The sequence below is a fragment of the Pseudomonas sp. MH9.2 genome, from assembly GCF_034353875.1.
Lineage (GTDB): Bacteria > Pseudomonadota > Gammaproteobacteria > Pseudomonadales > Pseudomonadaceae > Aquipseudomonas.
The window spans coordinates 58309-82256 of the sequence record NZ_CP133784.1 but is presented as its reverse complement, the minus strand read 5'-3'; the positions used below and the strand labels follow the sequence as shown (position 1 = coordinate 82256).

Below are 23948 nucleotides of genomic sequence, written 5' to 3'. Positions count from 1 at the left end.
GAGATGATCGAACCTGGCATTTACAAGGAGGTCATGGCCTCCTTCCCCTCCGGGGTCACAGTGGTCACCACCCTGGACCCCGAAGGCGGCATCGTCGGCATCACTGCCAGCGCCTTCAGCGCGCTGTCGATTGACCCGGCACTGGTGCTGTTTTGCCCCAACTACGCCTCCGATACGTACCCGATCCTGCGCAACAGCAAACGATTCGCCATTCATTTGCTGTCGGCGGATCAGCAGGCGGAGGCCTACGCCTTCGCCGGTAAAGGTAAGGACAAAGCCAAAGGCATCGAGTGGCACCTGAGCGAACTCGGCAACCCGCTGCTGGCCAAGGCCACTGCGATCATCGAGTGTGAACTGTGGCGCGAATACGATGGCGGCGACCACGCGATCATCGTTGGGGCAGTGAAGAACCTGATTCTGCCTGATCAGCCGGTGACACCGATGATCTATCACCGTGGCAAGCTGGGCCCCTTGCCCACCCTCGCCTGAGCAAATGTTTCAGGGCCGCACGCCACCCTATTCGGTCGCGGCCCCTTTTTATTTCCGGGAGCCGGCATGACCCCAGCAGCCTCGCAACTGTTTCGCCAGCAGGCCTTTATCAATGGCCAATGGTGTGACGCCCAAAACGGTACTCGCCACGCCATCTACAACCCGGCCACGGGTGAAGTCATCGGTCACGTGCCGAACCTCGGTGCAGAACAAGCCCGAGAAGCCATCGCCGCAGCCCATGCCGCCTGGCCGGCCTGGCGCGCACGCACGGCCAAAGACCGCAGCACGGTGCTCAAGCGCTGGCACGCGTTGATGCTGGAAAACGCCGACGCCCTGGCCGAGATCCTTACTCTGGAGCAAGGCAAGCCACTGGCCGAAGCCAGGGGTGAGGTCCTCTATGCCGCCAGTTTCATCGAGTGGTTCGCCGAAGAAGCCAAACGCATCTATGGCGACACCATTCCCAGCCACAAGGGCGATGCGCGGATCGTCGTCAGCAAGGAGCCAATTGGCGTCGTCGCGGCGATCACTCCGTGGAATTTCCCGGCGGCGATGATCACCCGCAAAGCCGGTCCGGCACTGGCTGCCGGTTGCCCGTGCATCGTCAAACCGGCCCCGGAAACACCGTTCTCGGCATTGGCCATGGCCGTGCTGGCGGAACAGGCGGGCATTCCCGCAGGGATTTTCAACGTAATTACGGGCGATGCTATTGCCATCGGCGCCGAGCTGACCAGCAGTCCCGAGGTGCGCAAACTGTCCTTCACCGGCTCCACGACCATTGGCAAGTTACTGATGGCCCAATGTGCCTCGACGTTGAAAAAGGTCTCTCTGGAACTCGGCGGTAATGCCCCCTTCATTGTGTTCGACGATGCCGACCTGGAGCGCGCGATCGAAGGCGCCTTGATCGCCAAATTTCGAAACGCCGGACAAACCTGCGTCTGCGTCAACCGCTTCCTCGTGCAGAGCGGCATCCATGATGCTTTCGTCGCCCGGCTTGAGGAGCGTGTCCGCGAACTGAAGGTCGGCGACGGTTTCGACGAGAGCGTCAGCCAAGGCCCATTGATCAACGATCGGGCAGTGGCCAAGGTCGAGGACCATGTGCAGGATGCCCTGGCTAAAGGCGCTCGCCTGGTCTGCGGCGGCGAACGGCATGCGCTGGGCCATGGTTTCTTCCAGCCAACGGTGCTCGCGGAGGTGACACACGAGATGAAAGTCGCCCGCGAAGAGACCTTCGGTCCGTTGGCCGCCGTATTCCGCTTTGACAGCGAAAGCGAGGCCTTGCGCCTGGCCAACGACACTGAGTTTGGTCTCGCAGCCTATTGCTACACCCGCGATCTGGGCCGTTCATGGCGCATGAGCGAAGGCCTGGAGTACGGCATGGTCGGGATCAACGAGGGGCTGATTTCCACAGAAGTCGCGCCCTTCGGTGGAATCAAGTCCTCGGGCCTCGGCCGCGAAGGGTCGAAATACGGCATTGAAGATTACCTGGAACTCAAATACACCTTGATGGGGGGGCTTTGAGGGCTTGTCGCTTAAAGAACCCGACATGATAAACTCCGCCATTGTTTTGAATAATGACTGGAGCGCCGCAGATCCTCGATCAAGGTGCTCCTTTTGCATGGACAGCCCCACTCAGAGCGGCCCCAATGAAACGCCTGCCACTTGACGACAGCTTCAAAGTCAATCGCAACCCCATTACCCTGCGCGAAATCGTGCTGGATAAACTGCGAAGCGCCATCATGAACTTCCAGCTTTTGCCGGGAGACCGTCTGGTCGAGCGAGATCTTTGCGAGCGTCTGGGCGTCAGCCGTACGTCGGTTCGTGAAGCCCTGCGCCATCTGGAATCCGAAGGGTTGGTTGAATTCGCCGACGCCAAGGGTCCGAGTGTCGCCATCATCACCCTGGAAGACGCCTGCGATATCTATGAGCTGCGCTGCGTGCTCGAAGGCCTGATCGTCCAGTTATTCACCCTCAGAGCTAAAGCCAAGGACATTCGCGCCCTGGAGAAAGCTCTCGAGGAGAACCGCAAGGCGCTCAAAGACGGCGAACTGCAGCAAGTACTCGACTCGGTGCAAGGCTTCTACGACGTTCTGCTGGAAGGCTCGGGCAATCACGTCGCGGCGACCCAGTTGCGCCAGTTGCAGGCCCGCATCAGCTACCTGCGGGCCACCTCCGTGTCCCAGGAAAACCGTCGCGGCGTCAGCAATCTGGAAATGGAACGCATGGTCGAGGCGATCAAGAGTGGCGATCCGTTGGCCGCGCATCAGGCCTCGGTCGACCATGTGCGGGCAGCCGCCAAAGTGGCGCTGGACTATCTTAAGTTGAAGCAGAACGAAACCGGCAAGGTGCGTGAAATCGTCTCGCCCATCGCCCTCAAAGAACCGCGCATAGGTCGCTGAACATGCCCAGCCCGCGCTTTTGCCCGCAATGCGGTAGCAGTGATCTCGGTCATCAGCTCCCGCCTGGCGACACCCATGAGCGCTTGATGTGCAGCGGCTGCGGTTACATTCATTACATCAACCCGAAGATCATTGCCGGCTGCATCATCGAGCAGGACGGCAAGTACCTGCTGTGCCAACGTGCGATCCCGCCACGTCCCGGCACCTGGACCCTCCCCGCAGGCTTTATGGAAAGTGGCGAAACCACCGAGCAAGGAGCCCTGCGCGAGGTTTGGGAAGAAACGGGCGTGCGTGCAGAAATCATCTCGCCCTACTCTATCTTCAGCGTGCCGCAGATCAGCGAGGTCTACATTATCTTCCGCGCCATCGCCGTGGAGAACACGGGGCAATATGGCCCGGAAACCCTCGACTGCCGCTTTTTCGCACCCGAAGACATTCCCTGGGACAGCATCTACTACCCGGCCATCCGGCAGATCCTCGAACGCTACATAGAAGAACGCCAAGCCGGGGTCTACGGTATCTATATCGGCAATGACGACAGCGGAAAAATCCATTTCATCCGCTGAACCCTCCGGCTAGCGCTCAAGACTCATACCCCTCGACGATAATCACCTCCGCCTTGGCCGCACCTTGGCGGTACTCGCACGCCTGCTGATACTGCTCCGAGTGGTAGCACGCCAGCGCCTGCTCGTAGGATTCGAACTCGATCACCACGCTGCGTTGCGGCGTCGCCCTGCCCTCCATCGCTTCGGAACGCCCGCCACGGGCCAGCAGTTTGCCGCCAAAAAGCGCGAACGCTGCTGGCGCACGCTGGGTGTATTGCGCGTATTGATCCAAGTCGGTGACATCGACGTGAGCGATCCAGTAAGCCTTCATGGCGACCTCGTTATTTCGGTTTAATTTGTATTATGGTATACCAGAAAAACAAACCCTCTACCATTCGCCATACAGAGAGCCCAAGCATGGCCTTCAATAGCATCGAAGAAATCATCGAAGATTACCGCCAAGGCAAAATGGTCCTGTTGGTCGACGATGAGGATAGAGAAAACGAAGGTGACCTGCTGCTCGCCGCCGACCGCTGCACGGCTCAGGCGATCAGCTTCATGGCCCGGGAAGCACGCGGCCTGATCTGCCTTACGCTGACCGACGAACATTGCCAGCGCCTGGGCCTGGAACAGATGGTGCCGAGCAATGGCAGTGCGTTCAGCACGGCGTTCACGGTCTCCATCGAAGCCGCCAGCGGTGTCACCACCGGGATCTCCGCTGCTGACCGCGCTCGCACTGTCGAAGCCGCTGTCGCAGCCAACGCCCGAGCAGAAGACCTGGTGCAGCCGGGGCATATCTTTCCATTACGGGCCAAGGAAGGCGGCGTGCTGACCCGTGCTGGGCACACCGAGGCTGGCTGTGACCTCGCGCGCCTGGCGGGTTTTACCCCGGCGTCGGTGATCGTTGAGGTGATGAACGATGACGGCACCATGGCCCGCCGTCCCGACCTCGAAGTGTTCGCGGCCAGACACGGTATCAAGATCGGCACCATCGCCGACCTGATCCATTACCGGCTTAGCACCGAACGCACTGTAACCCGCATCGGCGAGCGCGAACTCCCTACCGTTCACGGTACTTTTCGGCTTATCACCTACGAAGACCGGATCGAAGGTGGCGTCCATATGGCCATGGTCATGGGCAATATTCGTCGCGAAGCCCCGACCTTGGTGCGCGTGCATGTGATCGATCCACTGCGCGATCTGGTGGGTGCCGAATACACTGGACCGTCGAACTGGACGCTGTGGGCAGCGTTGCAAAAAGTAGCCGAAGAAGGCTGCGGCGTGGTGGTGGTACTCGCCAACCATGAATCTTCGCAGGCGCTGCTTGAGCGGATTCCGCAACTGACCCAGCCACCACGGCAATACACCCGCTCGCAATCGCGCATCTATTCAGAAGTCGGTACGGGGGCACAGATTCTGCAAGACATCGGCGTGGGAAAACTACGCCACCTCGGGCCGCCACTGAAATATGCAGGGTTGACGGGGTACAACTTGGAGGTGGTGGAAAGCATTCCGTTTACGGGCTGATGGCGTCAAACACGCTCAGGCAGGTGACGAACCAAACAGAACAAAAAAACAAGACAAAGACAGACAATCGGTGAGGCGAAACCCTTGCAGAAAGTTTGGAATACCATAATATGATATTCCATAGACCGGATAGTTTTCCAGGTGCGCCTGAAAGGGACAGCACACAACAACAGCGCCTGGCACGGTCAATGTTCAAGGCTCCAATGGACCTACTGCTCCCGATAGGCGGGCGTCAACAGCCCGCTCAAAACACAACAAATGAGGGCGTGAAAATGGTGTTGAATAAACGTGCAGCTGCGGTACTCGCGGCAAGCTTACTGGCAGTAACTTGTAACGCGGCCATCGCCGCCGACAGCATGAGTTTCGTCAGCTGGGGCGGCTCCACCCAGGACGCGCAAAAGCAGGCCTGGGCCGATCCCTTCAGCAAAGCCAGTGGGGTCAAGGTGGTTCAGGACGGCCCAACCGACTACGGCAAACTCAAGGCGATGGTCGAAAGTGGCAACGTGCAATGGGACGTGGTCGATGTAGAGGCTGATTTTGCCCTGCGCGCAGCGGCTGAAGGTCTGCTTGAACCGTTGGACTTCAAGGTTATCCAGCGCGACAAGATCGACCCGCGCTTCGTCTCCGATTATGGCGTTGGTTCGTTCTTCTTTTCCTTCGTCCTCGGCTACAACGAAGGCAAGCTGGGCGGCAAAGCCCCACAGGACTGGACAGCACTATTCGACACCAAGACCTACCCCGGCAAACGCGCCCTGTACAAATGGCCGAGCCCTGGCGTGCTTGAACTGGCGCTGCTGGCCGACGGTGTGCCCGCTGACAAGCTCTATCCGCTGGACCTGGATCGCGCGTTCAAGAAACTCGACACTATCAAGAAAGACATCGTCTGGTGGGGCGGCGGCGCGCAATCCCAACAACTGCTGGCCTCCGGTGAAGCCAGCCTCGGTCAATTCTGGAATGGCCGTATCCATGCACTGCAAGAAGATGGCGCACCGGTCGGTGTGAGCTGGAAACAGAACCTGGTCATGGCCGACTTCCTGGTCATCCCTAAAGGATCAAAGAACAAGGATGCGGCCATGCGATTCCTGGCCAACTCCAGCTCTGCCAAAGGCCAAGCCGACTTCTCTAACCTGACCGCCTATGCACCGGTCAACACCGACAGCGTGCAACGTCTGGACTCAGTACTGGCACCTAACCTGCCGACTGCCTACGCTAAGGATCAGATCACTCTCGACTTCGCGTACTGGGCCAAGAATGGTCAGACCATCGCGACACGGTGGAACGAATGGCTTCTCAAATGAAAATGACGGCCACCGCGCTCCGTCAATCCAACCCGGTCGGGAGCGCCTCTGGCGCTGCCGTCCCGGCTCCAGACAAGGCTGCGGTCATGAAGCATTCCACTCCACTGATGCAGCGTTGGCGCGGTGCCAGCAACCTGATCCCGGCGCTGTTGTTCCTCGGCTTGTTTTTCTTCGCGCCGCTGGTCAGCCTGTTACTGCGCGGCGTGCTTGAGCCCACGCCGGGGCTGGGAAACTATGCCGAGTTGTTCGCCAATTCCGCATACGCCCGTGTGCTGTTCAACACCTTCGCCGTGGCGGGTCTGGTAACGGTATTCAGTCTACTGCTGGGCTTTCCCCTGGCATGGGCGATCACCCTGGTCCCTCGTGGCTGGGGGCGCTGGATACTCAATATCGTCTTGCTGTCGATGTGGACCAGTCTGTTGGCGCGGACCTATTCCTGGCTCGTGCTGCTCCAGGCTTCCGGGGTGATCAATAAGGCCTTGATGGCCATGGGCATTATCGATCAACCCCTGGAAATGGTGCACAACTTGACCGGGGTGGTGATTGGCATGAGCTACATCATGATCCCGTTCATCGTTCTGCCGCTGCAGGCCACCATGCAAGCGATTGACCCCATGGTCCTCCAGGCCGGTTCCATTTGTGGCGCCAGCCCATGGAGCAATTTTTTCCGGGTGTTCCTGCCATTGTGCCGTCCGGGGTTGTTCTCCGGCGGCTTGATGGTGTTCGTCATGTCTCTGGGCTACTACGTCACCCCGGCCCTGCTGGGTGGCGCGCAGAACATGATGCTGCCGGAATTTATCATCCAGCAGGTGCAGTCCTTCCTCAACTGGGGTCTGGCCAGTGCAGGTGCAGCATTGCTGATCCTGATCACTCTGGTGCTGTTCTACTTCTACCTGAAGCTGCAACCGGAATCCCCGGTCGGCTCCAGCAACTCGAGGTAAACCATCATGTTATTGACCGCCAATGCGATGAGCCGGCGCATGCGTCTGGGCCTTTACCTCACAACCGGAGCTATTGCGCTGTTTCTGCTGCTGCCCATCGTGTTCATCGTGCTGCTGTCGTTCGGTTCATCTCAGTGGCTGGTGTTCCCGCCACCAGGGTGGACGTTGAAGTGGTACAGCCAGTTTTTCTCCAATGCCGACTGGATGGACGCCGCCTTCGCCAGCCTCAAGGTCGCGGTCCTGACCACGATCTTTGCTGTAGCTCTGGGCTTGCCGACCGCCTTTGCCCTGGTGCGCGGGCGCTTCCGGGGCCGGGAAATGCTCTACGGCCTGTTCACCCTGCCAATGATCGTGCCGCTGGTGATCATCGCCGTGGCCGTGTACGCGTTGTTCCTCAAACTGGGTTACACCGGGACGATGTTTGCGTTTGTGGTCAGCCATGTGATCGTCGCGTTGCCGTTCACCATTATCTCGATCATCAACTCACTGAAACTGTTCGACCAGTCCATCGAAGACGCCGCTGTGATCTGTGGGGCTTCGCGCCTGCAGGCGGTGTTCCGGGTGACATTCCCGGCGATTCGCCCCGGCATGGTGGCGGGCGCCCTGTTCGCCTTCCTGGTGTCGTGGGACGAGGTGGTGCTGAGCGTGATGATGGCCAGCCCGACCCTGCAAACCTTGCCGGTAAAAATGTGGACCACCCTGCGTCAGGACCTGACACCTGTGATCGCCGTCGCCTCGACGCTGCTGATCGCGCTGTCGGTGCTGGTCATGGTGATCGCCGCCGCTGTGCGCCGGCGCAACGAAGTCAGCGCCTGAGCGCCTAGGAGTACGACATGAGTGCTGTGATCAAAGACCCTGCGCAGCAGGCCAACAAGACCCTGGTCAGCTTGCGCAACCTGAACAAGCACTACGGCGACTTTGCCGCCGTGGACAACATCTCGCTGGATATCCAGGACGGTGAATTCCTAACCTTCCTCGGCTCCAGCGGCTCCGGCAAAAGTACCACCCTGTCGATGCTGGCCGGTTTCGAGACACCCAGTTCCGGGGAGATCCTGGTCAATGGTCAGTCTCTGGTCAACGTACCGCCGCACAAGCGCGATATTGGCATGGTGTTCCAGCGCTACTCATTGTTCCCGCACCTGTCGGTACGCGACAACATCGGTTTCCCGCTGGTCATCCGCAAACTCGCCAGCGCCGAGCGCGAACGCCGGGTCGACGCCATGCTCAAGCTGGTTCAGCTCGAGCAGTTCGCCCATCGCCGCCCTTCACAACTGTCAGGTGGCCAGCAGCAACGCGTGGCGATTGCTCGGGCCCTAGTCTACGAACCGCGCATCCTGTTGATGGACGAACCCCTCGGCGCGCTGGATAAAAAGCTGCGGGAGGATTTGCAGGATGAACTGCGTCAGTTGCATCGTCGGCTGGGCATCACCATCGTTTACGTAACCCACGATCAAGAGGAAGCCATGCGCCTGTCGCAACGCATAGCGATCTTCAGCCATGGCAAGATCGTCGGTCTGGGCAGCGGTTATGACCTGTACCAGAACCCGCCAAATGCGTTCGTTGCGTCATTCCTCGGCAACTCGAACTTCCTCAAGCTCAAGGCTCAGGGCAATGCCGTGGGCGTCTTTGAAGGCCAACCCTTGTCGATCCGCCTGACCTCCGGGCTCCAGACCGAGCAGGACCTGCTGCTGATGGTACGTCCGGAAAAAGCCCAGGCCCTGAGCGTAGAACAGGCCCGGAACGAGCCTCTCGCAGCAGGCTGGAACGAAGTGGCTGCCAAGGTGACTGAAGTCCTGTTCCTCGGAGAGAGTCAGACCTGCAGCGTTGTCACCGCAGGCGGCACCGTAATGACCGTCAAGGCGCTGTCGGCCTCTGGAATGCCGCTCCACGATGGGGACCCGGTGCGCGTGCGCTGGGCCGCCGCCGATGCATGTATCTATACCCAATGGACCGAAAGCGACCTGAACAAGGCGGCTGGCGCACACTGATCCACTCCCCACCAAGCCGACGCTTCTACCCAGGCGTCGGCTTTTTTATGCCTGAAATATCGTCTTCGTCGCACGGGAAAAATACCACTTGCAAAGAAGGTATTACGGTATACCATCAGACACACAATCCATACAATTAGGCCTGGTGCCACCGTCACCTGAGGAAAATCCAATGATCGATGCAAATGTCTACAAATTAGTCATGGGTTCCTTCCCCTCCGGGGTGACGGTGATAACCACGCTGGATGACAATGGCGAAATCGTCGGTTTGACGGCCAGCGCCTTCAGTTCGCTGTCGATGGAGCCGGCCTTGGTGCTGTTCTGCCCCAACTACAGTTCAGACTCTTACCCGGTACTGATCAAGAACAAACGCTTCGCTATCCACTTTCTCTCCGGCGAACAGCAAACTGAAGCCTTTGCCTTTGCCCGCAAAGGCAAAGACAAGGCGCAAGGTATCGAGTGGACGCTCAGCGAGCTGGGTAATCCGCTGCTGAACAATGCCACCGCGATCATTGAGTGTGAACTGTGGCGTGAGTACGAAGGCGGCGATCACGCCATCATGGTCGGTGCGGTGAAAAACCTTATCGTCCCTCAGCAACAGACCAGCCCGTTGGTGTACTGCCGCGGCAAGATGGGCGCACTGCCAGCCTTTGCTTGATCCGAAACCGTCGCACGCCTGCACCTGACAGGCCCACTAAAAAGACTTGAGGAATGTGTCATGAAATTTTCTTTGTTCGTGCATATGGAGCGCTGGAATGAGGAAGTCAGCCATCGCCAATTGTTCGAAGACCTGACCGAATTGACCCTGATGGCCGAGGCCGGTGGCTTCCGTACGGTCTGGATCGGCGAACATCACGCCATGGAATACACCATCTCCCCGAGTCCGATGCCGCTGCTGGCTTACCTCGCAGCCCGTACGACCACCATCCACTTGGGCGCCGGTACGATCATCGCGCCGTTCTGGCATCCGTTACGCGTCGCGGGTGAATGCGCCCTGCTTGACGTGATCAGCAATGGACGGATGGAAGTCGGACTGGCTCGTGGCGCTTATCAGATCGAGTTCGACCGTATGGCCGGTGGCATGCCCGCTGCTTCAGGGGGTAATCACCTGCGTGAAATGGTCCCGGTGGTGCGCAAGCTGTGGGAAGGCGACTATGCCCATGACGGTGATATCTGGAAATTCCCCACCTCCACCAGCGTGCCAAAGCCAATCCAGAAACCGCATCCTCCCATGTGGATTGCCGCCCGCGATCCTGACTCACATAACTTCGCAGTGAAAAACGGCTGCAACGTCATGGTCACGCCGCTGATGAAAGGCGACGAAGAAGTGCTCGACTTGAAGAACAAGTTCGAAACCGCGCTGGCCAATAATCCAGAGGTTCCGCGCCCTCAACTGATGGTACTGCGCCACACCCACGTCCACAGTGTCGACGACCCCGAAGGCTGGAAAGTCGGCGCCAAGGCCATCTCGCGTTTCTACCGCACGTTCGACGCTTGGTTCGGCAACAAGCAAGTGCCCGTCAATGGCTTCCTTGCGCCGAGCCCGGAAGAGAAATTTGCGGATCGCCCGGAGTTCGAACTTGAAAACATCCACAAGAACACCATGATTGGCACCCCGGAAGAGGTCATTGCCCGGATCAAGTACTACCAGGAACTGGGCGTTGATGAGTTCAGCTTCTGGTGTGACAACAGCTTGCCCCACGCCGAGAAAAAGAAATCGCTGGAACTGTTCATCAAGCAGGTCATGCCGGCGTTCGAATAAGCTGGCAGTTCTGTGCACCGTCGTACCTGTAGGGGGCCGACTGTGCACGATCAGCGACTCAGCCCTTACTCATGCACCGACACCAGGTTACGGCCATTGGTCTTGGAAACGTACAGCGCTTGGTCGGCCGATTCGATCAGGTGTTTGTAGTCGGACGTAGGCTGGCTCATGTCTGCAACGCCAAGGCTGACGGTGCAACGGATTGAATGGCCGTCGTGGATGACCTCTTGTGCTTCGATCGCCTTGCGCAAACGTTCGGCAAACACCGCGCCCCCTGCTTTATTGGTGTCGGGCAACAAGACTGCGAACTCTTCACCGCCATAACGACCTGCAATATCAACATCGCGGATGTGCTGACGTACGGTTTCGGCAACGAGCTGAATCACCTTGTCGCCCGCTTGGTGGCCGTAGGTGTCATTGACACGTTTGAAGTGATCGATATCGAACATGACCAACGTTGTGGCCGTGTCGTACCGAAGATAGCGGGCGTATTCGAGTTTAAGGGCCTCCTCCCAGTGTCCACGATTGTACAAGCCGGTCAGTCGGTCGGTGTTGGACAGCGTCTGCAACTGACTATTGGCCGCTTGCAACTGATGTGAGTGGGTGGCCACGTCTGTCACGTCATAGATCACCAGGCAAATGTGACCAATCTCGTTGTTGATCGAGCGCAGCGGAAACAGAGTGGTGTTCTGGTACATGAAGTCCTCCTGGCCGGTGATCGGCTGGTAGTTCTTGAAATGCACCAGATATGGTCGTTGCTCCCAGATGGTGAACGCAGGCGTACCGAGGGTGATCACGTTATCGACCTTTTTGCGAAACCAGGCCTCATTGATTTCGGGAAACAGGGTGAAAAACGATTGGCCGCTGGCCTCGTTCGGCACAACGCCGGAACGGTTCTCCATAAAAGTATTCCAGACTTGGACCCGGAAATCCCGGTCGAAGACTACGACACCCACGTCGATGCACTGCACGATGGTTAGCAACCAGTGAAGCTCTTTGATATCGATGTGATCGTTCATGGCTCAGCTCATCACGTAGGCGAGTTTTTTTGAAAGCCGCTCTACCGAGTCTTCGGTGAACAACATCAACAAATCGAAATGAATATTGTGGCCCTCAAGGCTGTAGCTGATTTCCACTGCCAGGGTTTTCTTCCAGCGCTGCTTATTAACCCGGATCAACTCTTCGATGCCTCCCTGCTCACCGAGTACTTGCGGGTGGCCCTGGGAAAATACCACGTCAATTTGTTCGGCTATCCCGCTCAAACAGGCTCCAATCAGAATCGTCGACAAGTCCAGGAGCATTTCCATGTCCGAATACTCGACCGAGTCCCGCTGCATCAATTTCGCCATATCAGCAATTTCAGAGCCGTGAAAAATCAGCAACGCTTCGCCGGCGATACCACAGCCGATATACCCCTGACAGACTGCTGTCAACCGGTCACCGTTCTGTGCGTCGGCTAACGCCATGTGTAATTCCCCCACCTCCAGCATGCTCACATTCGGCACCGGCAACTGGACGAACACACCCAGCACTCGGGCCAGCAACGCCCCGGCACGCCCCATGGCGACGTTGATGGTTTCACGAAACGCATCCTGAAAGCTGGTCTGCGTCTCAGGAACTTCCCGCGCGATGGCGACAGCCGTTTGAGGCTCGCCCAGCAGACCAAGGCTTGCGAGCGTTCTTTTGAGCTCGTCTGGATCGGCAGGCTTTTTCAGGAAGGCCAAGGCGCCCAGTTCGAGCACACGTCGTATCGCTTCCGTCTGCACATCGCCGGAAACCACGATAATCTTCGCTTGCAGGTTTTCCTCACGGACAGCGGCCAGGACCTGATACCCGTCCATTTCCGGCATCGTCAGATCGAGCAACACCACCTGCCCCAACCCCTGACGAATGGCTTCGAGTCCCTCTTGGCCATTGGCCGCCATGGTGACCGATACGCCCCAGTCGGCGGGTAAAGCCCTCAATAGCTGCTTGCGCGCCATACTGGAGTCGTCGCATATCAGCAAAGGGATCATGGGCATTGTGTTCTTTCTCACTGCAAAAGAGTTTCAGGGTTTAGACCCAAGTACGGATGCTATTTGTTACACAAGAAAACCAATCAGATCGCCGCCGCCAAAATGCCTGAAGCATTCTTAGAGCCAATGGATATAAAGACCCCCTTATTAACCCGCGCTCCGTGCTTATGCAATCTTTGTGCTTATGCTGTATTCAGGAGCCTAACCCAGCAATTGACTTAACACCGCCCGCAGTTTTCCGGGTTTTACCGGTTTATTCAGCAGCGGTGCCCCCAGCTTTTGCAGTGAACGACGACATTGATCACTGCGGTCAGCGGTGATCATTACGGCAGGAATGGATTGCGCGAAATGCTCGCGCAGTTGCGTTACCACGTCGCAACCTATCACCCCATGATCCAGGTGGAAGTCGACCAGAATCAGCTCCGGTGGTTGCCCTTGCAGTACCGCCAGCGCGCTGTCCTGATCGGTGGCCGTCAGGACCTCACAGCCCCACTGCCCCAACAACGCAGCCATGCTTTCGAGAATGCTCAGTTCGTTGTCCACCACCAGCAGGCGGCGACCCGGCAGAGGATTGCCCGCAACAGGATGCTGCTGCACCACGACATTGGCCGGTAGCGGAACGTCGTGCGACAGAGGCACTTCAATGGCGAACATCGAACCCCGTCCCGGTCGTGAGTGCACCAGAACCCGATAACCCAGAATCTTCGCGATGCGTTCGACGATTGCCAGGCCCAGGCCCACCCCCTTGCGGTCGGCTGCACGGCCAACATCCAGTTGATTGAACTCCAGGAAAATCGAATCGAGGCGGTCTTCAGCAATGCCTCGCCCGGTGTCCCAGACTTCAAGGCGCAAATAATCGCCCCGCCGCCGTGCGCCCAGCAAAATGTTGCCCTGCGCGGTATAACGGCAGGCATTGCTGAGAAAATTACGCATAATCCGCGTCAGCAAGCGCAGATCGGTACGTACTGCGAAGTCCCCTATGCGCACGCGCAGGTTCAATCCTGCCGCTTCGGCCACCAACTGGAACTCCGAGGCCAGCGGCGCCAGCAGCTCGTCGAGTCGATACAATTCGATGTCGGGCTTGATCGCGGCCTGATCCAGCCTGGAAATATCCAGCAAATCCGTCAGCAAGTCTTCCGCGCCTTCCAGCGCCTGATGGGTCCGCTCCACCAATACCTGCTCAGCCGTAGGCAATTGCCGCTCGCGCAAGGTCGAGATCAGCAACCGAGCAGCATTAAGTGGCTGCAACAGATCATGGCTGGCGGCCGCGAGGTATTTGTCTTTACTGCGATTGGCAGCCTGAGCGGCGTCACGAGCTTCGCGCAATGCCCGCTCGATTTCCGCCCGCTGGACGATCTGTTGCTGCAAGTTGCGGTTCACGTCCAGCAACTCATTGGTGCGCGCAATCACGCGCTGCTCCAGCTCATCGTTGAGCTGCTGCAGGTGCTGCTGGGCCAACTTGCGTTCAGTGATGTCAGCAACAAAGCCTTCGACCAGGCCATCCTGATCAGGTTTGAGCAGCAGGTTCATCAGCACATCGACATGGCTACCGTCTTTGCGTTGCAACTGGGTTTCATAGCCCAACAGGCTACGCTCGCGCAGCAGTATGTCGCCGATGGTCTCCAACTCCGCTGCACCGCCCGCAAACAAGTTGCCGGCAAGGTCGGCCAGGGAAAACAACACCTCTTGCGGATCGTCGTAGCCCAGCATTCGCGCTAAAGCGGGGTTGGCCGCGCGCAGGCCTTCTTTCAGGCTTGCCTGAAAAATCCCGTGCACCGCATGCTCGAACAGCCATTTATAGCGATTGCGCTCTTTTTCGAGTTCATCCAGACGTACCGCCAGCTCCGGGTAGTGGCTCTTGCGCGTCGAATGATTACCCAGCCCCAGCAACCCCGCGAGGGCGCGCTGCTGGTCCTCAGAGGGCTTCGCCATAGACCACCTCAACATCGCGCTGGCTGGACGCCCGCGGGTTGGTGAGAATGCAGGGATCATCCATCGCGTGCTGCGAAAGAAACGGAATGTCCGCCATGCTGACGCCATGCAGGCCAAGGGTTTCATGGAAGCCGATAGAACGTTTGAGAGCGATCAGATGCTCCACCAGGCGCTGGCAGATCTGCCGGTGATTGAGGCCCCGGCAATCAATGCCAAAGGTCTCGGCAATCACCTTGAAACGATCCGGCGCTGAATTGTAGTTGAACGCCACCACGTGCTCGACCAGCACGGCGTTACACAGGCCATGGGGCAGATCGAGGAAACCGCCCAGGCTGTGCGACATCGCATGCACCGCACCAAGGATCGCATTAGAGAACGCCAGCCCAGCTTGCATGCTGCCGAGCATGATTTTTTCGCGCAATGCAATGTCGCCAGGATTGGCAATCATCTGCACCAGATTGCCATTGATCAGACGCATGGCTTCCAACGCATGAGGATCGGTCAGCGGCCCGTGACCGGTAGAAACGAAGGCTTCAATCGCGTGCACCAACGCATCGATGCCGGTACAGGCCGAGAGGAACGGATCCATGCTCAGTGTTGTTTCCGGATCAATAAGCGAGACGTCCGGCACCACAGCCTTACTGACGATGGAGAACTTCATCCGTTCCTGCTGGTTGGAGATGATCACGAATTGCGAAACGTCAGCGGAGGTCCCTGCGGTGGTCGGGATCAGGATCAGCGGCGGACTTGGCACCCGAATCATGTCCACACCTTCGAACTCGAGGATGCTCCGCCCATGGGCGACAACGATGCCAATGGCCTTGCCGCAGTCCATAGGGCTACCGCCGCCTACAGCAATAATCACGTCGCAATGATTCTCACGGTAAAGCTCGGCACCACGCATCACTTCCTCAACCCGCGGGTTAGGAGATACATCGCTGTACAGGCAGTATTCGATGTCCAGCGCTCGCAGGCTGGCCTCAATGTCAGCGACCCAACCCGCAGCGATTACGCCGGGATCGGTCACCACTAACACTTTACGGGCACCGAAGGTTTTGGCGTAGTTGCCCGCATTGTGCCGACTGCCGGCACCGAAAATTATTTCTGGAGAAACGAATTTACGCAATTGGCTGATGCTAGGGCTCATACAAAGCCTGTTTTTGTTGTTATCGGAGATGGGCGCCAGCCTAAACCATCTCTGGGCGAATGCAATCAGACCATTGCTCATGCCTTGAAGATCAGTCGAGAAGCCTTTCATTTGCGAGCACAGACGGGCAGCGGTAAGTCAATCCACCCACAGCCAGAGCAGCGGGCCAGACCGGTTAATGGAACTCAATCCAGTGCTGGGCATAGGCAATTTCTAAAAAGACCAGGATGTCGTCATCGACCCCCGGCGTAGCGGGAAATCCTTCGCACAGCTGCTCGATAATCACGTTCGTGCTTCGCAGCCCATCGACCTTGCGAAGAATGACCCCGGCGCTGTCGCTGAGTTTGACCACGCCGTCAGGGTAAAGCAGAACCCAACAGCGCTGGTGCGGCTCCCATTGCAGACGAAAACCGTGTCTGAGGGCCGGGATGCGCTCACGTTTGCTGGCACTCATCGTGCTGTCGAGCAGGACGCTCGCGCCATTGAGGGGGGACTGTGTCATTGGAGGGCATCCGCCACCGGCGGCAGACCCGAAATTCTGGGTGAGCATACTGAGTGCTCCAGCGAACAAGAAACGCCCCGGCCAACGCAACGATAGGCCGGGACTTGATTGATCAACGGCTGGCGAAATACATGGTCACTTCAAAGCCAATGCGCAGATCGGTAAACGCGGGTTTGGTCCACATAGGTCAATCCTCTTCTTGGGCCGGTCAATTCCGGTAAGTCAATTAATACACGTGAGGGGTATAGGTTCGAATGCTACTTTGGGGGGTGTTTGTGGGGTGCGTTGGTAGGGGGTCATGACGCTGCCAGAGACACCGTCATGGCTTTTCCCAGGCAAACCTGCTGCCACGGATCCTTGCGAATCCCGTGGCAGCAGGCATGCAACTGCGCGTCCCGCTTTGAAGCTTTAGATTAGAAAAAGCCCATCGGATTGATGTCGTAGCTGACCAGCAGGTTCTTCGTCTGCTGGTAGTGATCAAGCATCATCTTGTGGTTTTCACGGCCGACACCGGACTTTTTGTAGCCACCGAACGCGGCGTGCGCCGGGTACAGGTGATAGCAGTTGGTCCAGACGCGACCGGCCTTGATCGCCCGGCCCATGCGGTACGCACGGTTGATGTCGCGGGTCCAGAGACCGGCACCCAGGCCAAACTCGCTGTCGTTGGCAATCGCCAGGGCTTCGGCTTCGTCCTTGAAGGTGGTGATACCGACCACTGGGCCGAAGATCTCCTCCTGGAACACGCGCATTTTATTGTTGCCTTTAAGCAGCGTCGGCTGAATGTAGTAGCCAGTAGACAGATCGCCTTCCAGACGTTCCGCCGCGCCGCCAGTCAACAGCTCAGCACCCTCTTCCTGGGCAATTTTCAGGTACGAAAGGATCTTGTCATATTGCTGCTCGGACGCCTGAGCGCCGACCATGGTCTCGGTGTCCAGTGGGTCGCCGCGTTTGATCTTGACGACTTTCTTCATCACTTCGACCATGAACGCGTCGTAGATCGATTCCTGGACCAGGGCACGCGATGGACAGGTGCAGACTTCGCCCTGGTTGAAAAACGCCAACACCAGGCCTTCAGCGGCCTTCTCGATAAACTGCGGTTCGGCCTGCATGATGTCTTCGAAGAAGATATTCGGCGACTTGCCACCCAGTTCCACGGTGCTCGGAATGATGTTCTCGGCCGCACATTTCATGATGTGCGCGCCTACCGGAGTGGAGCCGGTGAAAGCGATCTTGGCGATACGCTTGCTGGTTGCCAGGGCTTCACCGGCTTCACGGCCAAAGCCTTGAACGATGTTCAAAACGCCCGGCGGTAGCAAGTCGTTGATCAGTTCGGCAAACACCATGATAGACAGCGGCGTTTGCTCAGCAGGTTTGAGCACCACGCAGTTGCCTGCCGCCAACGCCGGCGCCAGTTTCCAGGCGGCCATCAGCAGCGGGAAGTTCCAGGGAATGATTTGCCCGACCACGCCCAGAGGCTCGTGGAAGTGGTAAGCAGTTGTCAGTTCGTTGATTTCTGCAGCGCCGCCTTCCTGAGCCCGGATGCACCCAGCGAAATAACGAAAATGATCAGCAGCCAGCGGGACGTCGGCGTTCAGTGTTTCGCGTACAGCCTTGCCATTGTCCCAGGTTTCGGTAACGGCGAGCATTTCAAGGTTCTGCTCGATACGATCAGCAATTTTCAGCAGCACCAGCGAACGATCCTGAGCCGAGGTCTTGCCCCAGGCATCGGCAGCGGCGTGAGCGGCGTCCAGCGCGCGTTCGACATCAGCGGCGGTGGAACGCGGGAATTCGGCGATGACTTCACCGTTGACAGGCGATGTGTTGGTGAAGTATTCGCCGTTAATCGGTGCCACGAACTCACCGCCAATGTAATTGCCATAGCGCGGTTTGAACGTAACAACAGCGCCTGGGGTTCCGGGTTGTGCGTAGATCATTATTGTGGCCTCTGTACGGGTCGTTGCCTGTCGGTCGAACAAGCGATGATCCGATGGTAGACAGCCGCAGGCGCCAAACGAATGCGCCGTTGGCAGGGGGAGTCTCGTTCTTTGGTCGTAATTAGAGGGTGCTGGAACCCTGCGTAGGCGCGTGATCAGACACACCGCATCACGCGCACTCGCACTCGCACTCGCACTCGCAGAGTAACCAGCTGCCTCTGATTAAAGTCAGTGCTTGGCCACTAACTCCTTCGGCAACTTGAAGGTCCAAAGCATGCCGCCCTGGTTGAAATCCTTGATTCGCTTGGCCACTTCGCCGCCCCACAATGGAACCGCGCCGCCCCAACCGGACAATACGGAGACGTACTGCTCGCCATCCATTTCCCATGTAATTGGAGAGCCCAATACGCCCGAGCCGGTCTGGAATTCCCAGACTTTTTCACCCGTCTTGGCATTGAACGCCTGAAGGAAGCCTTCAGGGTTGCCGGTGAACACCAGATTACCCTTGGTGGCCATTACGCCACCCCACAGCGGCGCGAAGTTCTTATGACGCCAGACCTCTTTACCGGTGACCGGATCGATCGCACGCAGTACGCCGATGTAGTCCTCGTTAAGCGGTTTGATGGTAAAGCCTGCACCGATGTACGCCGCGCCTTTCTTGTAGGTGATGTCTTCGTTCCAGATTTCCATGCCCCACTCGTTGGACGGCACATAGAACAGCTTGGTGTCTTGGCTGTAGGCCATAGGCATCCAGTTTTTAGCACCGAGGAAGGCTGGCGCTACGAATACTGAAGTACCTTTGGTTGCGCCACCTGGCGCGCCGGGACGGCTGGCTTCGTTATAGAGCGGACGGCCGTTTGCGTCCAGGCCGGTTGCCCAGGTGATTTTGTCGACAAACGGGAAGCCACGGATGAACTTGCCGTTGGTACGGTTAAGCACGTAGAAAAAGCCGTTACGGTCAGCGGTGGCCGCGGCCTGAACGGTTTTGCCATTTTCCTGATAGTTGAACGAGACCAGCTCGTTAACACCGTCATAGTCCCAACCATCATGCGGCGTGCTCTGGAAATGCCATTTGATGGTGCCGTCGTCCGGATTGAGCGACAGACGCGAGGAAGAGAACAGGTTGTCGCCAGGGCGCAGGTGCGAGTTCCAAGGCGACGGGTTGCCGGTACCGAAGAACAATTGATTGGTTTCCGGGTCGTAGTAGCCGCCCAGCCAAGGCGCCGCGCCACCGGTTTTCCAAAGATCGCCGGGCCAGGTCTTGCCCGCCTCGCCGCCGGAAATGCCGGTTTCAATGGCCTTGCCGTCTTTGTAGATATAACCCATATGACCTTCCACGGTAGGTCGGGTCCAGAGCAGGTCACCGTTCTTCGGATCGTAAGCCTCGATTTTGCCGACCACGCCGAACTCGCCGCCGGCGACCCCGGTAATCAATTTGCCATTGACCACCAGCGGTGCGGCACTGATTGAATAACCGGCCTTGTGATCGGCGACTTCCTTGCTCCAGACCACCTTGCCGGTGGTCTTGTTCAAGGCCACCAGCTTGGCGTCGAGTGTGCCAAAAAACACCAAGTCGCCATACAGCGCGACACCACGGTTGATCACGTCGCAGCAAGGACGGATGTCATCGGGCAGACGTGCATCGTATTGCCACAGCTTCTTGCCAGTGCGAGCATCTACCGCGAACACCCGCGAGTAGGAGCCGGTCATGTACATCACGCCGTCTTTGATCAGCGGCTGCGCTTCCTGGCCGCGTTGTTTTTCACCACCGAAGGAGAAGGCCCAGACAGGGCGCAAATCCTTGACGTTGTCGCTATTGATGATGTCCAGCGGGCTGTAGCGCTGGCCCTGAACGCCAAGACCGTTGGTAACGACCTGCTCAGGGTTCTTGGGATCGTTGAGAATATCCTGATCGGTCACGGCTGCCAGGGCGCTACCTGACAACAGCATGGCGCTCAAGAGCAGGCTCAGAGCGAAGGGTTGGCGACGTGCGGGTTGGGTCATGACGGCTACCTTTGCGGTTTTTTTGTTTGTTCGGGAGAGCCTCCCGGTCTGTTGCAGATTCTTCGCGGCAGGCGCCTCGACAACAATTGCCCGCAATATGGAGTTTTCTAATCCCTTAGTAGGTAGAGCGGTTTATTGACGGACGTCGAGCCGCTTCATGTCGTGCTTTTCATAACGCGGATACAGGTGGCTGACGCTACGAATCAATTCGTAGCGACTCAGGTTGATACTGGCAAAGCGCTCAGGTATCGGACTGCGGATCAACTCGGACATGTCTGCGCCAGTGGCAGCACCTTCCGTCATCAGTGTGTCCAGCCAAACAAGGTAGTCTCGCATCTGGACGAAGGGTCGATGGTCCTCGGCCAATGGGCCATGACCGGGCACGATGACCGTCCACGGCAAAGCCTCCAGTTGGTCGATATCTGCCAGCCATACGCCAAGGCCCGGTGTATTGGGCGTGGTCAGGGCCCGCTGATAAAAAATCAGATCCCCGGCAAACAAAACGCCGGTTTTCTCATCGAGAATCGCCAAGTCCGAACCGGTGTGCCCACTCAGGGCCAGCAACCGCAAAGGATGACCACCAATCGTCAGCGTACCGCTCTCCAGGGTCTGGGTCGGCAGCCGCAGCTCGGTGCCGCGCATCCAGTCACCAACCATGCGGTACATGTTTTCAGCCAAGCCATCGCCCTGCTGGCGCATCAACTCGATGGTCCCTGGCAACGCGCCGATGGGCACATCGGCAAACGCCTGATTACCCAGCATATGGTCAGGGTGATGATGGGTCAGCAGCACCTGAATCACCGGTTTGTCGGTGGTGGCGGCAATCGCCTTGCGCAGGGCTTCGCCATAGCGTCGCGACGGCCCCGTGTCGATCACCACCACCCCGCTGTCAGTGACAATGAAGCCTGTATTGACGATATTGCCGCCATTGGCCTTGGTAAAATTATCGGTGCTGCCCTCCAGCAACCAGGTACCTTCGGCAATTTGTCGAGGCTGCAGAGCATAGTCCAGATCGGCCAGTGCCGGCTGACTCAGGCTCAGGCACAGGCATAACAAGATCAACACACGCATGGCGCTCTCCGCACGGCAGCCCGCAGCCGTTAATTGACGACCGCATTAAATTCGTTGCCGCTGTTGTCGCGCAGCAACAGCCGGGTTTGCCCGGCACCTTGCACGTCAAACCCCAGGGTCGGGTTTTCACTGACCGCTGGAAACAGCTCAAGTGTCGCCAGGGTCTTGTTGTTGGCGTCACGTAATTCAGCGTGATTGATGTAGAACTCGGGAATGCCACTGACCATTCCGTTATCCATCGGATGGGCAATCTGCAGCCTTAAACGACTGAAATCACTGCGGGGATAGCGTCCTCCCAAGACCTCGCCGATATGCTCTTCCCAGCCTGCCTGGGTACGCACCACACTGGGTGCCGTACACCCGCCTCCGGCAGCGGATATCTCGGTGGAGCCGACGTGCCATACGCCATCGCGGGTCAGCACCGCCGCGCGCAGGGGTGTGGACTGCTCGATGCGAATACGAATCGCCAGCCACGGCAAAATCTGATCCCCCGGCTGGAAGTCAACGATCTGTGGCAGCGGATTGAGTTCGGCCCAAGCCAGGATGCGCACCACTTGGCCTTTGAAGGCCCTGGCATCGATTTCGATAGGCACCTGACGCGAATCCTCAGCGAACGGTGGCGCCCGCAGGATCACCTGCTGGTCGAAAACGTAGGGCGCGCCCTTGAGCATTTTCTGGTGATAGAAATCCCACATCACCGAGGTGACTGGATCCTTGCCCTGCGCCCTCTCCAGCGATGTGTCCGGGTCGGCACCCGCCGCCAGCACCCACATCGGCAGGCAGGCCGCCAGCAAACAGGTCACTCGCCAGTTCATCGCGCATCGCTCCTGATGACTTGTTTTTGTAGAGTCACGCTTATTGATACATCTCCGGAATGTCATAACGCAGACCGTAACTGGCATAGATTTTTTGCACACTGCCGTCACGAATAAGGGCCTCCAGCGCTTCCTCTATGGCATAGGCCATCTGGTGATTGCTCTCGTGCACCGCCATGCCGATTTCCCAGCGTTGCCGGCCCATATTTGGGTAAGCGTTTTCCCCCAGAGCCAGGTTCTTATCATTGGCCTGGTGCACTTGCCAGTCGATTTCCCCGCGCATGCCCATCACCGCATCGACCTCGGCGCCCTTCATGGCGACAAAAGCCTGCTGCACACTTGGGTAGTGATGCGTCTTGGCGCTGAGCATGCCGTTGAACACGAACGTCAGGTAGAACGAAGGGATGCTGTCCACTTCAACACCGATAGGGTGTTCCTGAAACACAGCAACACTGGGCACGGCGTCCATTCGCCGACGGTCGTAAGCGACCTGCCAACATTCAGTCTGGTAGGGTCCAAACATCACCACATGACCGTTTGCCAGTTCACCCTGATCGTCGCGCTTGAGCGAGTAGTCCCGGTCATAGGGCACTCGCATCATCAAATCGGCCAGTTGTTGATGACGCAATTCGCTACCGCGCCAAATGGAGTCACGCAAATCGTCGTCAAGCTTTTCCCCCGGTGGCGCCCAGAGCAATTCCAGACGTACACCCAAGGCCTTGGCCAATGCAGCGGCGAGGTCAACATCGACACCGCGTGGCTTTTTATTGTCCTGGAAACTGTAAGGCGCGAAGTCTTCGTAGACCGCCACCTTGAGCACTCCGGATTCGATCATGGTGTCGTAGCTACGAACTTGCGCCTGCACTGCCTGGCAACACAACAGCAAGCCGCTCAACAACAGCGCATAAAAACGCATAGCCGTCACTCCTCGACGTGCACACTGTCCAGATAGGTACGGACGGCCCAGAGTGCTTCCTGGCTCAGGTAGTCGGCCATTTTCGGCATATAGACCCGACCATCGCGCACGGCGCCGTTTCTCACCCGCTCTACGAACCATTCGTCGCCAGCAGCGCCAGGCTCCAGCATGCGAAGGTCTGGGGCGATACCGCCGGAGATGACTTCCAGGCCATGGCAGGCAGCGCAGTTCTGGTTATAGGCAGACGAACCGATTTCCAGCGCCCGGTCATGATCCTTGGAAGTGCGATAGGGGTTTTCGGTGCGCCATTCAGGACCTAGCGGGGTCAAACCATCGGTAGCCACCGGTTGTGGTACGACGTCGCCATGCGCCGAAGCAAGGCCGCTGCCGACCAAGCCAGCCAGCAAACCCACTATCAGTAAGGCGTTGCGTTTTGTTGTCATTGTTATGCCCTCGAGATTGCACGCAAAAAAAGCTATGCCGCCATCTTATGAACCCAGTCAGCGCAACCGAATGCTGCTTTGGTGGCCGCCATCTCCTCCCTTGGTAGTAGGGCATGTGGCGATTGCCTTGATGAGCGGGCCAAGAGAACCATTCCCGCAACACAGAAGATTTCCTGCACCAGACGGGGTAGTGCCCAACCAAGCCAATGCGACCCCGCAAACC

Annotated in this window: 24 protein-coding genes; 11 read left to right on the top strand and 13 right to left on the bottom strand. The window is 58.1% G+C overall.

Annotation, left to right across the window (positions count from 1 at the left end):
• Positions 1–3 precede the first annotated feature (3 nt).
• From RHM55_RS00350 to RHM55_RS00335, 4 genes are all read left to right on the top strand, one after another.
• The gene (locus RHM55_RS00350; RefSeq protein WP_322178996.1) at positions 4–489 is read left to right on the top strand and encodes a flavin reductase family protein; all 486 of its coding nucleotides are present in this window, start codon (positions 4–6) and stop codon (positions 487–489) included.
• Between the two features lie 66 nt (positions 490–555).
• A complete protein-coding gene (locus tag RHM55_RS00345) occupies positions 556–2007 on the top strand; it encodes an NAD-dependent succinate-semialdehyde dehydrogenase (protein WP_322178995.1) in 1452 nt (483 codons plus the stop codon).
• 125 nt (positions 2008–2132) lie between these two features.
• Entirely contained in the window at positions 2133–2885 is a 753-nt protein-coding gene (locus RHM55_RS00340; RefSeq protein ID WP_322178994.1) for a GntR family transcriptional regulator, read from the top strand.
• Between the two features lie 2 nt (positions 2886–2887).
• A complete protein-coding gene (locus RHM55_RS00335; RefSeq protein WP_322178993.1) occupies positions 2888–3451 on the top strand; it encodes an NUDIX hydrolase in 564 nt (187 codons plus the stop codon).
• A gap of 16 nt (positions 3452–3467) precedes the next feature.
• Here RHM55_RS00335 and RHM55_RS00330 read toward each other — a convergent pair whose 3' ends face one another.
• Positions 3468–3761 carry a DUF1330 domain-containing protein gene (locus RHM55_RS00330; protein ID WP_322178992.1) on the bottom strand — a complete coding sequence of 98 codons (294 nt, stop codon included), beginning with the start codon at positions 3759–3761 and terminating at the stop codon, positions 3468–3470.
• 86 nt (positions 3762–3847) lie between these two features.
• On the opposite strand from RHM55_RS00330, the gene ribBA reads away from it, so the two are divergent.
• The 7 genes from ribBA (at position 3848) to RHM55_RS00295 (ending at position 10946) form a co-directional block, all read left to right on the top strand.
• The gene (ribBA, locus tag RHM55_RS00325) at positions 3848–4957 is read left to right on the top strand and encodes a bifunctional 3,4-dihydroxy-2-butanone-4-phosphate synthase/GTP cyclohydrolase II (RefSeq protein ID WP_322178991.1); all 1110 of its coding nucleotides are present in this window, start codon (positions 3848–3850) and stop codon (positions 4955–4957) included.
• A 272-nt stretch (positions 4958–5229) separates the two neighbouring features.
• Complete coding sequence (locus tag RHM55_RS00320) at positions 5230–6255, top strand: ABC transporter substrate-binding protein (RefSeq protein ID WP_322178990.1); 1026 nt, start codon at positions 5230–5232, stop codon at positions 6253–6255.
• Entirely contained in the window at positions 6252–7196 is a 945-nt protein-coding gene (locus RHM55_RS00315; protein ID WP_322183131.1) for an ABC transporter permease, read from the top strand. Before RHM55_RS00320 ends, RHM55_RS00315 begins: the two co-directional genes overlap by 4 nt.
• A 6-nt stretch (positions 7197–7202) precedes the next feature.
• Entirely contained in the window at positions 7203–8012 is an 810-nt protein-coding gene (locus tag RHM55_RS00310; protein ID WP_322178989.1) for an ABC transporter permease, read from the top strand.
• A 17-nt stretch (positions 8013–8029) separates the two neighbouring features.
• Positions 8030–9184 (top strand): ABC transporter ATP-binding protein, encoded by a 1155-nt coding sequence (locus RHM55_RS00305; RefSeq protein ID WP_322178988.1) that lies wholly within the window; start codon positions 8030–8032, stop codon positions 9182–9184.
• A 172-nt stretch (positions 9185–9356) separates the two neighbouring features.
• Entirely contained in the window at positions 9357–9842 is a 486-nt protein-coding gene (locus RHM55_RS00300; RefSeq protein ID WP_322178987.1) for a flavin reductase family protein, read from the top strand.
• Positions 9843–9902: 60 nt separating this feature from the next.
• Positions 9903–10946, top strand: coding sequence for an LLM class flavin-dependent oxidoreductase (locus tag RHM55_RS00295; protein ID WP_322178986.1), 1044 nt, complete (start codon positions 9903–9905; stop codon positions 10944–10946).
• 65 nt (positions 10947–11011) lie between these two features.
• On the opposite strand, the gene RHM55_RS00290 is transcribed toward RHM55_RS00295, so the two are convergent.
• From RHM55_RS00290 to pedF, 12 genes are all read right to left on the bottom strand, one after another.
• Positions 11012–11965 carry a diguanylate cyclase gene (locus RHM55_RS00290; protein WP_322178985.1) on the bottom strand — a complete coding sequence of 318 codons (954 nt, stop codon included), beginning with the start codon at positions 11963–11965 and terminating at the stop codon, positions 11012–11014.
• Positions 11966–11968: 3 nt separating this feature from the next.
• Positions 11969–12967, bottom strand: a complete 999-nt coding sequence (locus RHM55_RS00285) for a response regulator (protein ID WP_322178984.1) — start codon at positions 12965–12967, stop codon at positions 11969–11971.
• A gap of 195 nt (positions 12968–13162) precedes the next feature.
• Positions 13163–14893 carry a NahK/ErcS family hybrid sensor histidine kinase/response regulator gene (locus RHM55_RS00280; protein ID WP_322178983.1) on the bottom strand — a complete coding sequence of 577 codons (1731 nt, stop codon included), beginning with the start codon at positions 14891–14893 and terminating at the stop codon, positions 13163–13165.
• Entirely contained in the window at positions 14877–16040 is a 1164-nt protein-coding gene (ercA, locus tag RHM55_RS00275; protein WP_322178982.1) for an alcohol dehydrogenase-like regulatory protein ErcA, read from the bottom strand. The genes RHM55_RS00280 and ercA overlap by 17 nt, the downstream gene beginning before the upstream one ends.
• Before the next feature lie 175 nt (positions 16041–16215).
• Complete coding sequence (pqqD, locus tag RHM55_RS00270) at positions 16216–16542, bottom strand: pyrroloquinoline quinone biosynthesis peptide chaperone PqqD (RefSeq protein ID WP_407074671.1); 327 nt, start codon at positions 16540–16542, stop codon at positions 16216–16218.
• Positions 16543–16654: 112 nt separating this feature from the next.
• The gene (gene pqqA, locus RHM55_RS00265; protein WP_010209364.1) at positions 16655–16726 is read right to left on the bottom strand and encodes a pyrroloquinoline quinone precursor peptide PqqA; all 72 of its coding nucleotides are present in this window, start codon (positions 16724–16726) and stop codon (positions 16655–16657) included.
• Positions 16727–16955: 229 nt separating this feature from the next.
• Entirely contained in the window at positions 16956–18476 is a 1521-nt protein-coding gene (locus RHM55_RS00260) for an aldehyde dehydrogenase family protein (RefSeq protein WP_322178981.1), read from the bottom strand.
• Positions 18477–18704: 228 nt separating this feature from the next.
• Positions 18705–20480: a PQQ-dependent methanol/ethanol family dehydrogenase gene (locus tag RHM55_RS00255; RefSeq protein WP_322178980.1), complete on the bottom strand. Its 1776-nt coding sequence runs from the start codon at positions 20478–20480 to the stop codon at positions 18705–18707.
• Between the two features lie 132 nt (positions 20481–20612).
• Entirely contained in the window at positions 20613–21551 is a 939-nt protein-coding gene (locus RHM55_RS00250) for a quinoprotein relay system zinc metallohydrolase 1 (RefSeq protein ID WP_322178979.1), read from the bottom strand.
• A gap of 29 nt (positions 21552–21580) precedes the next feature.
• Positions 21581–22366, bottom strand: coding sequence for a quinoprotein dehydrogenase-associated SoxYZ-like carrier (locus RHM55_RS00245; protein ID WP_322178978.1), 786 nt, complete (start codon positions 22364–22366; stop codon positions 21581–21583).
• A 40-nt stretch (positions 22367–22406) separates the two neighbouring features.
• The gene (locus tag RHM55_RS00240; RefSeq protein ID WP_322178977.1) at positions 22407–23282 is read right to left on the bottom strand and encodes a substrate-binding periplasmic protein; all 876 of its coding nucleotides are present in this window, start codon (positions 23280–23282) and stop codon (positions 22407–22409) included.
• Between the two features lie 5 nt (positions 23283–23287).
• Complete coding sequence (gene pedF, locus RHM55_RS00235) at positions 23288–23725, bottom strand: cytochrome c-550 PedF (RefSeq protein ID WP_322178976.1); 438 nt, start codon at positions 23723–23725, stop codon at positions 23288–23290.
• Between the last annotated feature and the right edge of the window lie 223 nt (positions 23726–23948).

Bases quoted from the DNA above. Each gene is read 5' to 3' on its own strand.
- RHM55_RS00350 (WP_322178996.1), top strand. From the start codon at position 4: ATGATCGAACCTGGCATTTACAAGGAGGTCATGGCCTCCTTCCCCTCC.
- RHM55_RS00345 (WP_322178995.1), top strand. From the start codon at position 556: ATGACCCCAGCAGCCTCGCAACTGTTTCGCCAGCAGGCCTTTATCAAT.
- RHM55_RS00340 (WP_322178994.1), top strand. From the start codon at position 2,133: ATGAAACGCCTGCCACTTGACGACAGCTTCAAAGTCAATCGCAACCCC.
- RHM55_RS00335 (WP_322178993.1), top strand. From the start codon at position 2,888: ATGCCCAGCCCGCGCTTTTGCCCGCAATGCGGTAGCAGTGATCTCGGT.
- RHM55_RS00330 (WP_322178992.1), bottom strand. From the start codon at position 3,761: ATGAAGGCTTACTGGATCGCTCACGTCGATGTCACCGACTTGGATCAA.
- ribBA (WP_322178991.1), top strand. From the start codon at position 3,848: ATGGCCTTCAATAGCATCGAAGAAATCATCGAAGATTACCGCCAAGGC.
- RHM55_RS00320 (WP_322178990.1), top strand. From the start codon at position 5,230: ATGGTGTTGAATAAACGTGCAGCTGCGGTACTCGCGGCAAGCTTACTG.
- RHM55_RS00315 (WP_322183131.1), top strand. From the start codon at position 6,252: ATGAAAATGACGGCCACCGCGCTCCGTCAATCCAACCCGGTCGGGAGC.
- RHM55_RS00310 (WP_322178989.1), top strand. From the start codon at position 7,203: ATGTTATTGACCGCCAATGCGATGAGCCGGCGCATGCGTCTGGGCCTT.
- RHM55_RS00305 (WP_322178988.1), top strand. From the start codon at position 8,030: ATGAGTGCTGTGATCAAAGACCCTGCGCAGCAGGCCAACAAGACCCTG.
- RHM55_RS00300 (WP_322178987.1), top strand. From the start codon at position 9,357: ATGATCGATGCAAATGTCTACAAATTAGTCATGGGTTCCTTCCCCTCC.
- RHM55_RS00295 (WP_322178986.1), top strand. From the start codon at position 9,903: ATGAAATTTTCTTTGTTCGTGCATATGGAGCGCTGGAATGAGGAAGTC.
- RHM55_RS00290 (WP_322178985.1), bottom strand. From the start codon at position 11,965: ATGAACGATCACATCGATATCAAAGAGCTTCACTGGTTGCTAACCATC.
- RHM55_RS00285 (WP_322178984.1), bottom strand. From the start codon at position 12,967: ATGCCCATGATCCCTTTGCTGATATGCGACGACTCCAGTATGGCGCGC.
- RHM55_RS00280 (WP_322178983.1), bottom strand. From the start codon at position 14,893: ATGGCGAAGCCCTCTGAGGACCAGCAGCGCGCCCTCGCGGGGTTGCTG.
- ercA (WP_322178982.1), bottom strand. From the start codon at position 16,040: ATGAGCCCTAGCATCAGCCAATTGCGTAAATTCGTTTCTCCAGAAATA.
- pqqD (WP_407074671.1), bottom strand. From the start codon at position 16,542: ATGACACAGTCCCCCCTCAATGGCGCGAGCGTCCTGCTCGACAGCACG.
- RHM55_RS00260 (WP_322178981.1), bottom strand. From the start codon at position 18,476: ATGATCTACGCACAACCCGGAACCCCAGGCGCTGTTGTTACGTTCAAA.
- RHM55_RS00255 (WP_322178980.1), bottom strand. From the start codon at position 20,480: ATGACCCAACCCGCACGTCGCCAACCCTTCGCTCTGAGCCTGCTCTTG.
- RHM55_RS00250 (WP_322178979.1), bottom strand. From the start codon at position 21,551: ATGCGTGTGTTGATCTTGTTATGCCTGTGCCTGAGCCTGAGTCAGCCG.
- RHM55_RS00245 (WP_322178978.1), bottom strand. From the start codon at position 22,366: ATGAACTGGCGAGTGACCTGTTTGCTGGCGGCCTGCCTGCCGATGTGG.
- RHM55_RS00240 (WP_322178977.1), bottom strand. From the start codon at position 23,282: ATGCGTTTTTATGCGCTGTTGTTGAGCGGCTTGCTGTTGTGTTGCCAG.
- pedF (WP_322178976.1), bottom strand. From the start codon at position 23,725: ATGACAACAAAACGCAACGCCTTACTGATAGTGGGTTTGCTGGCTGGC.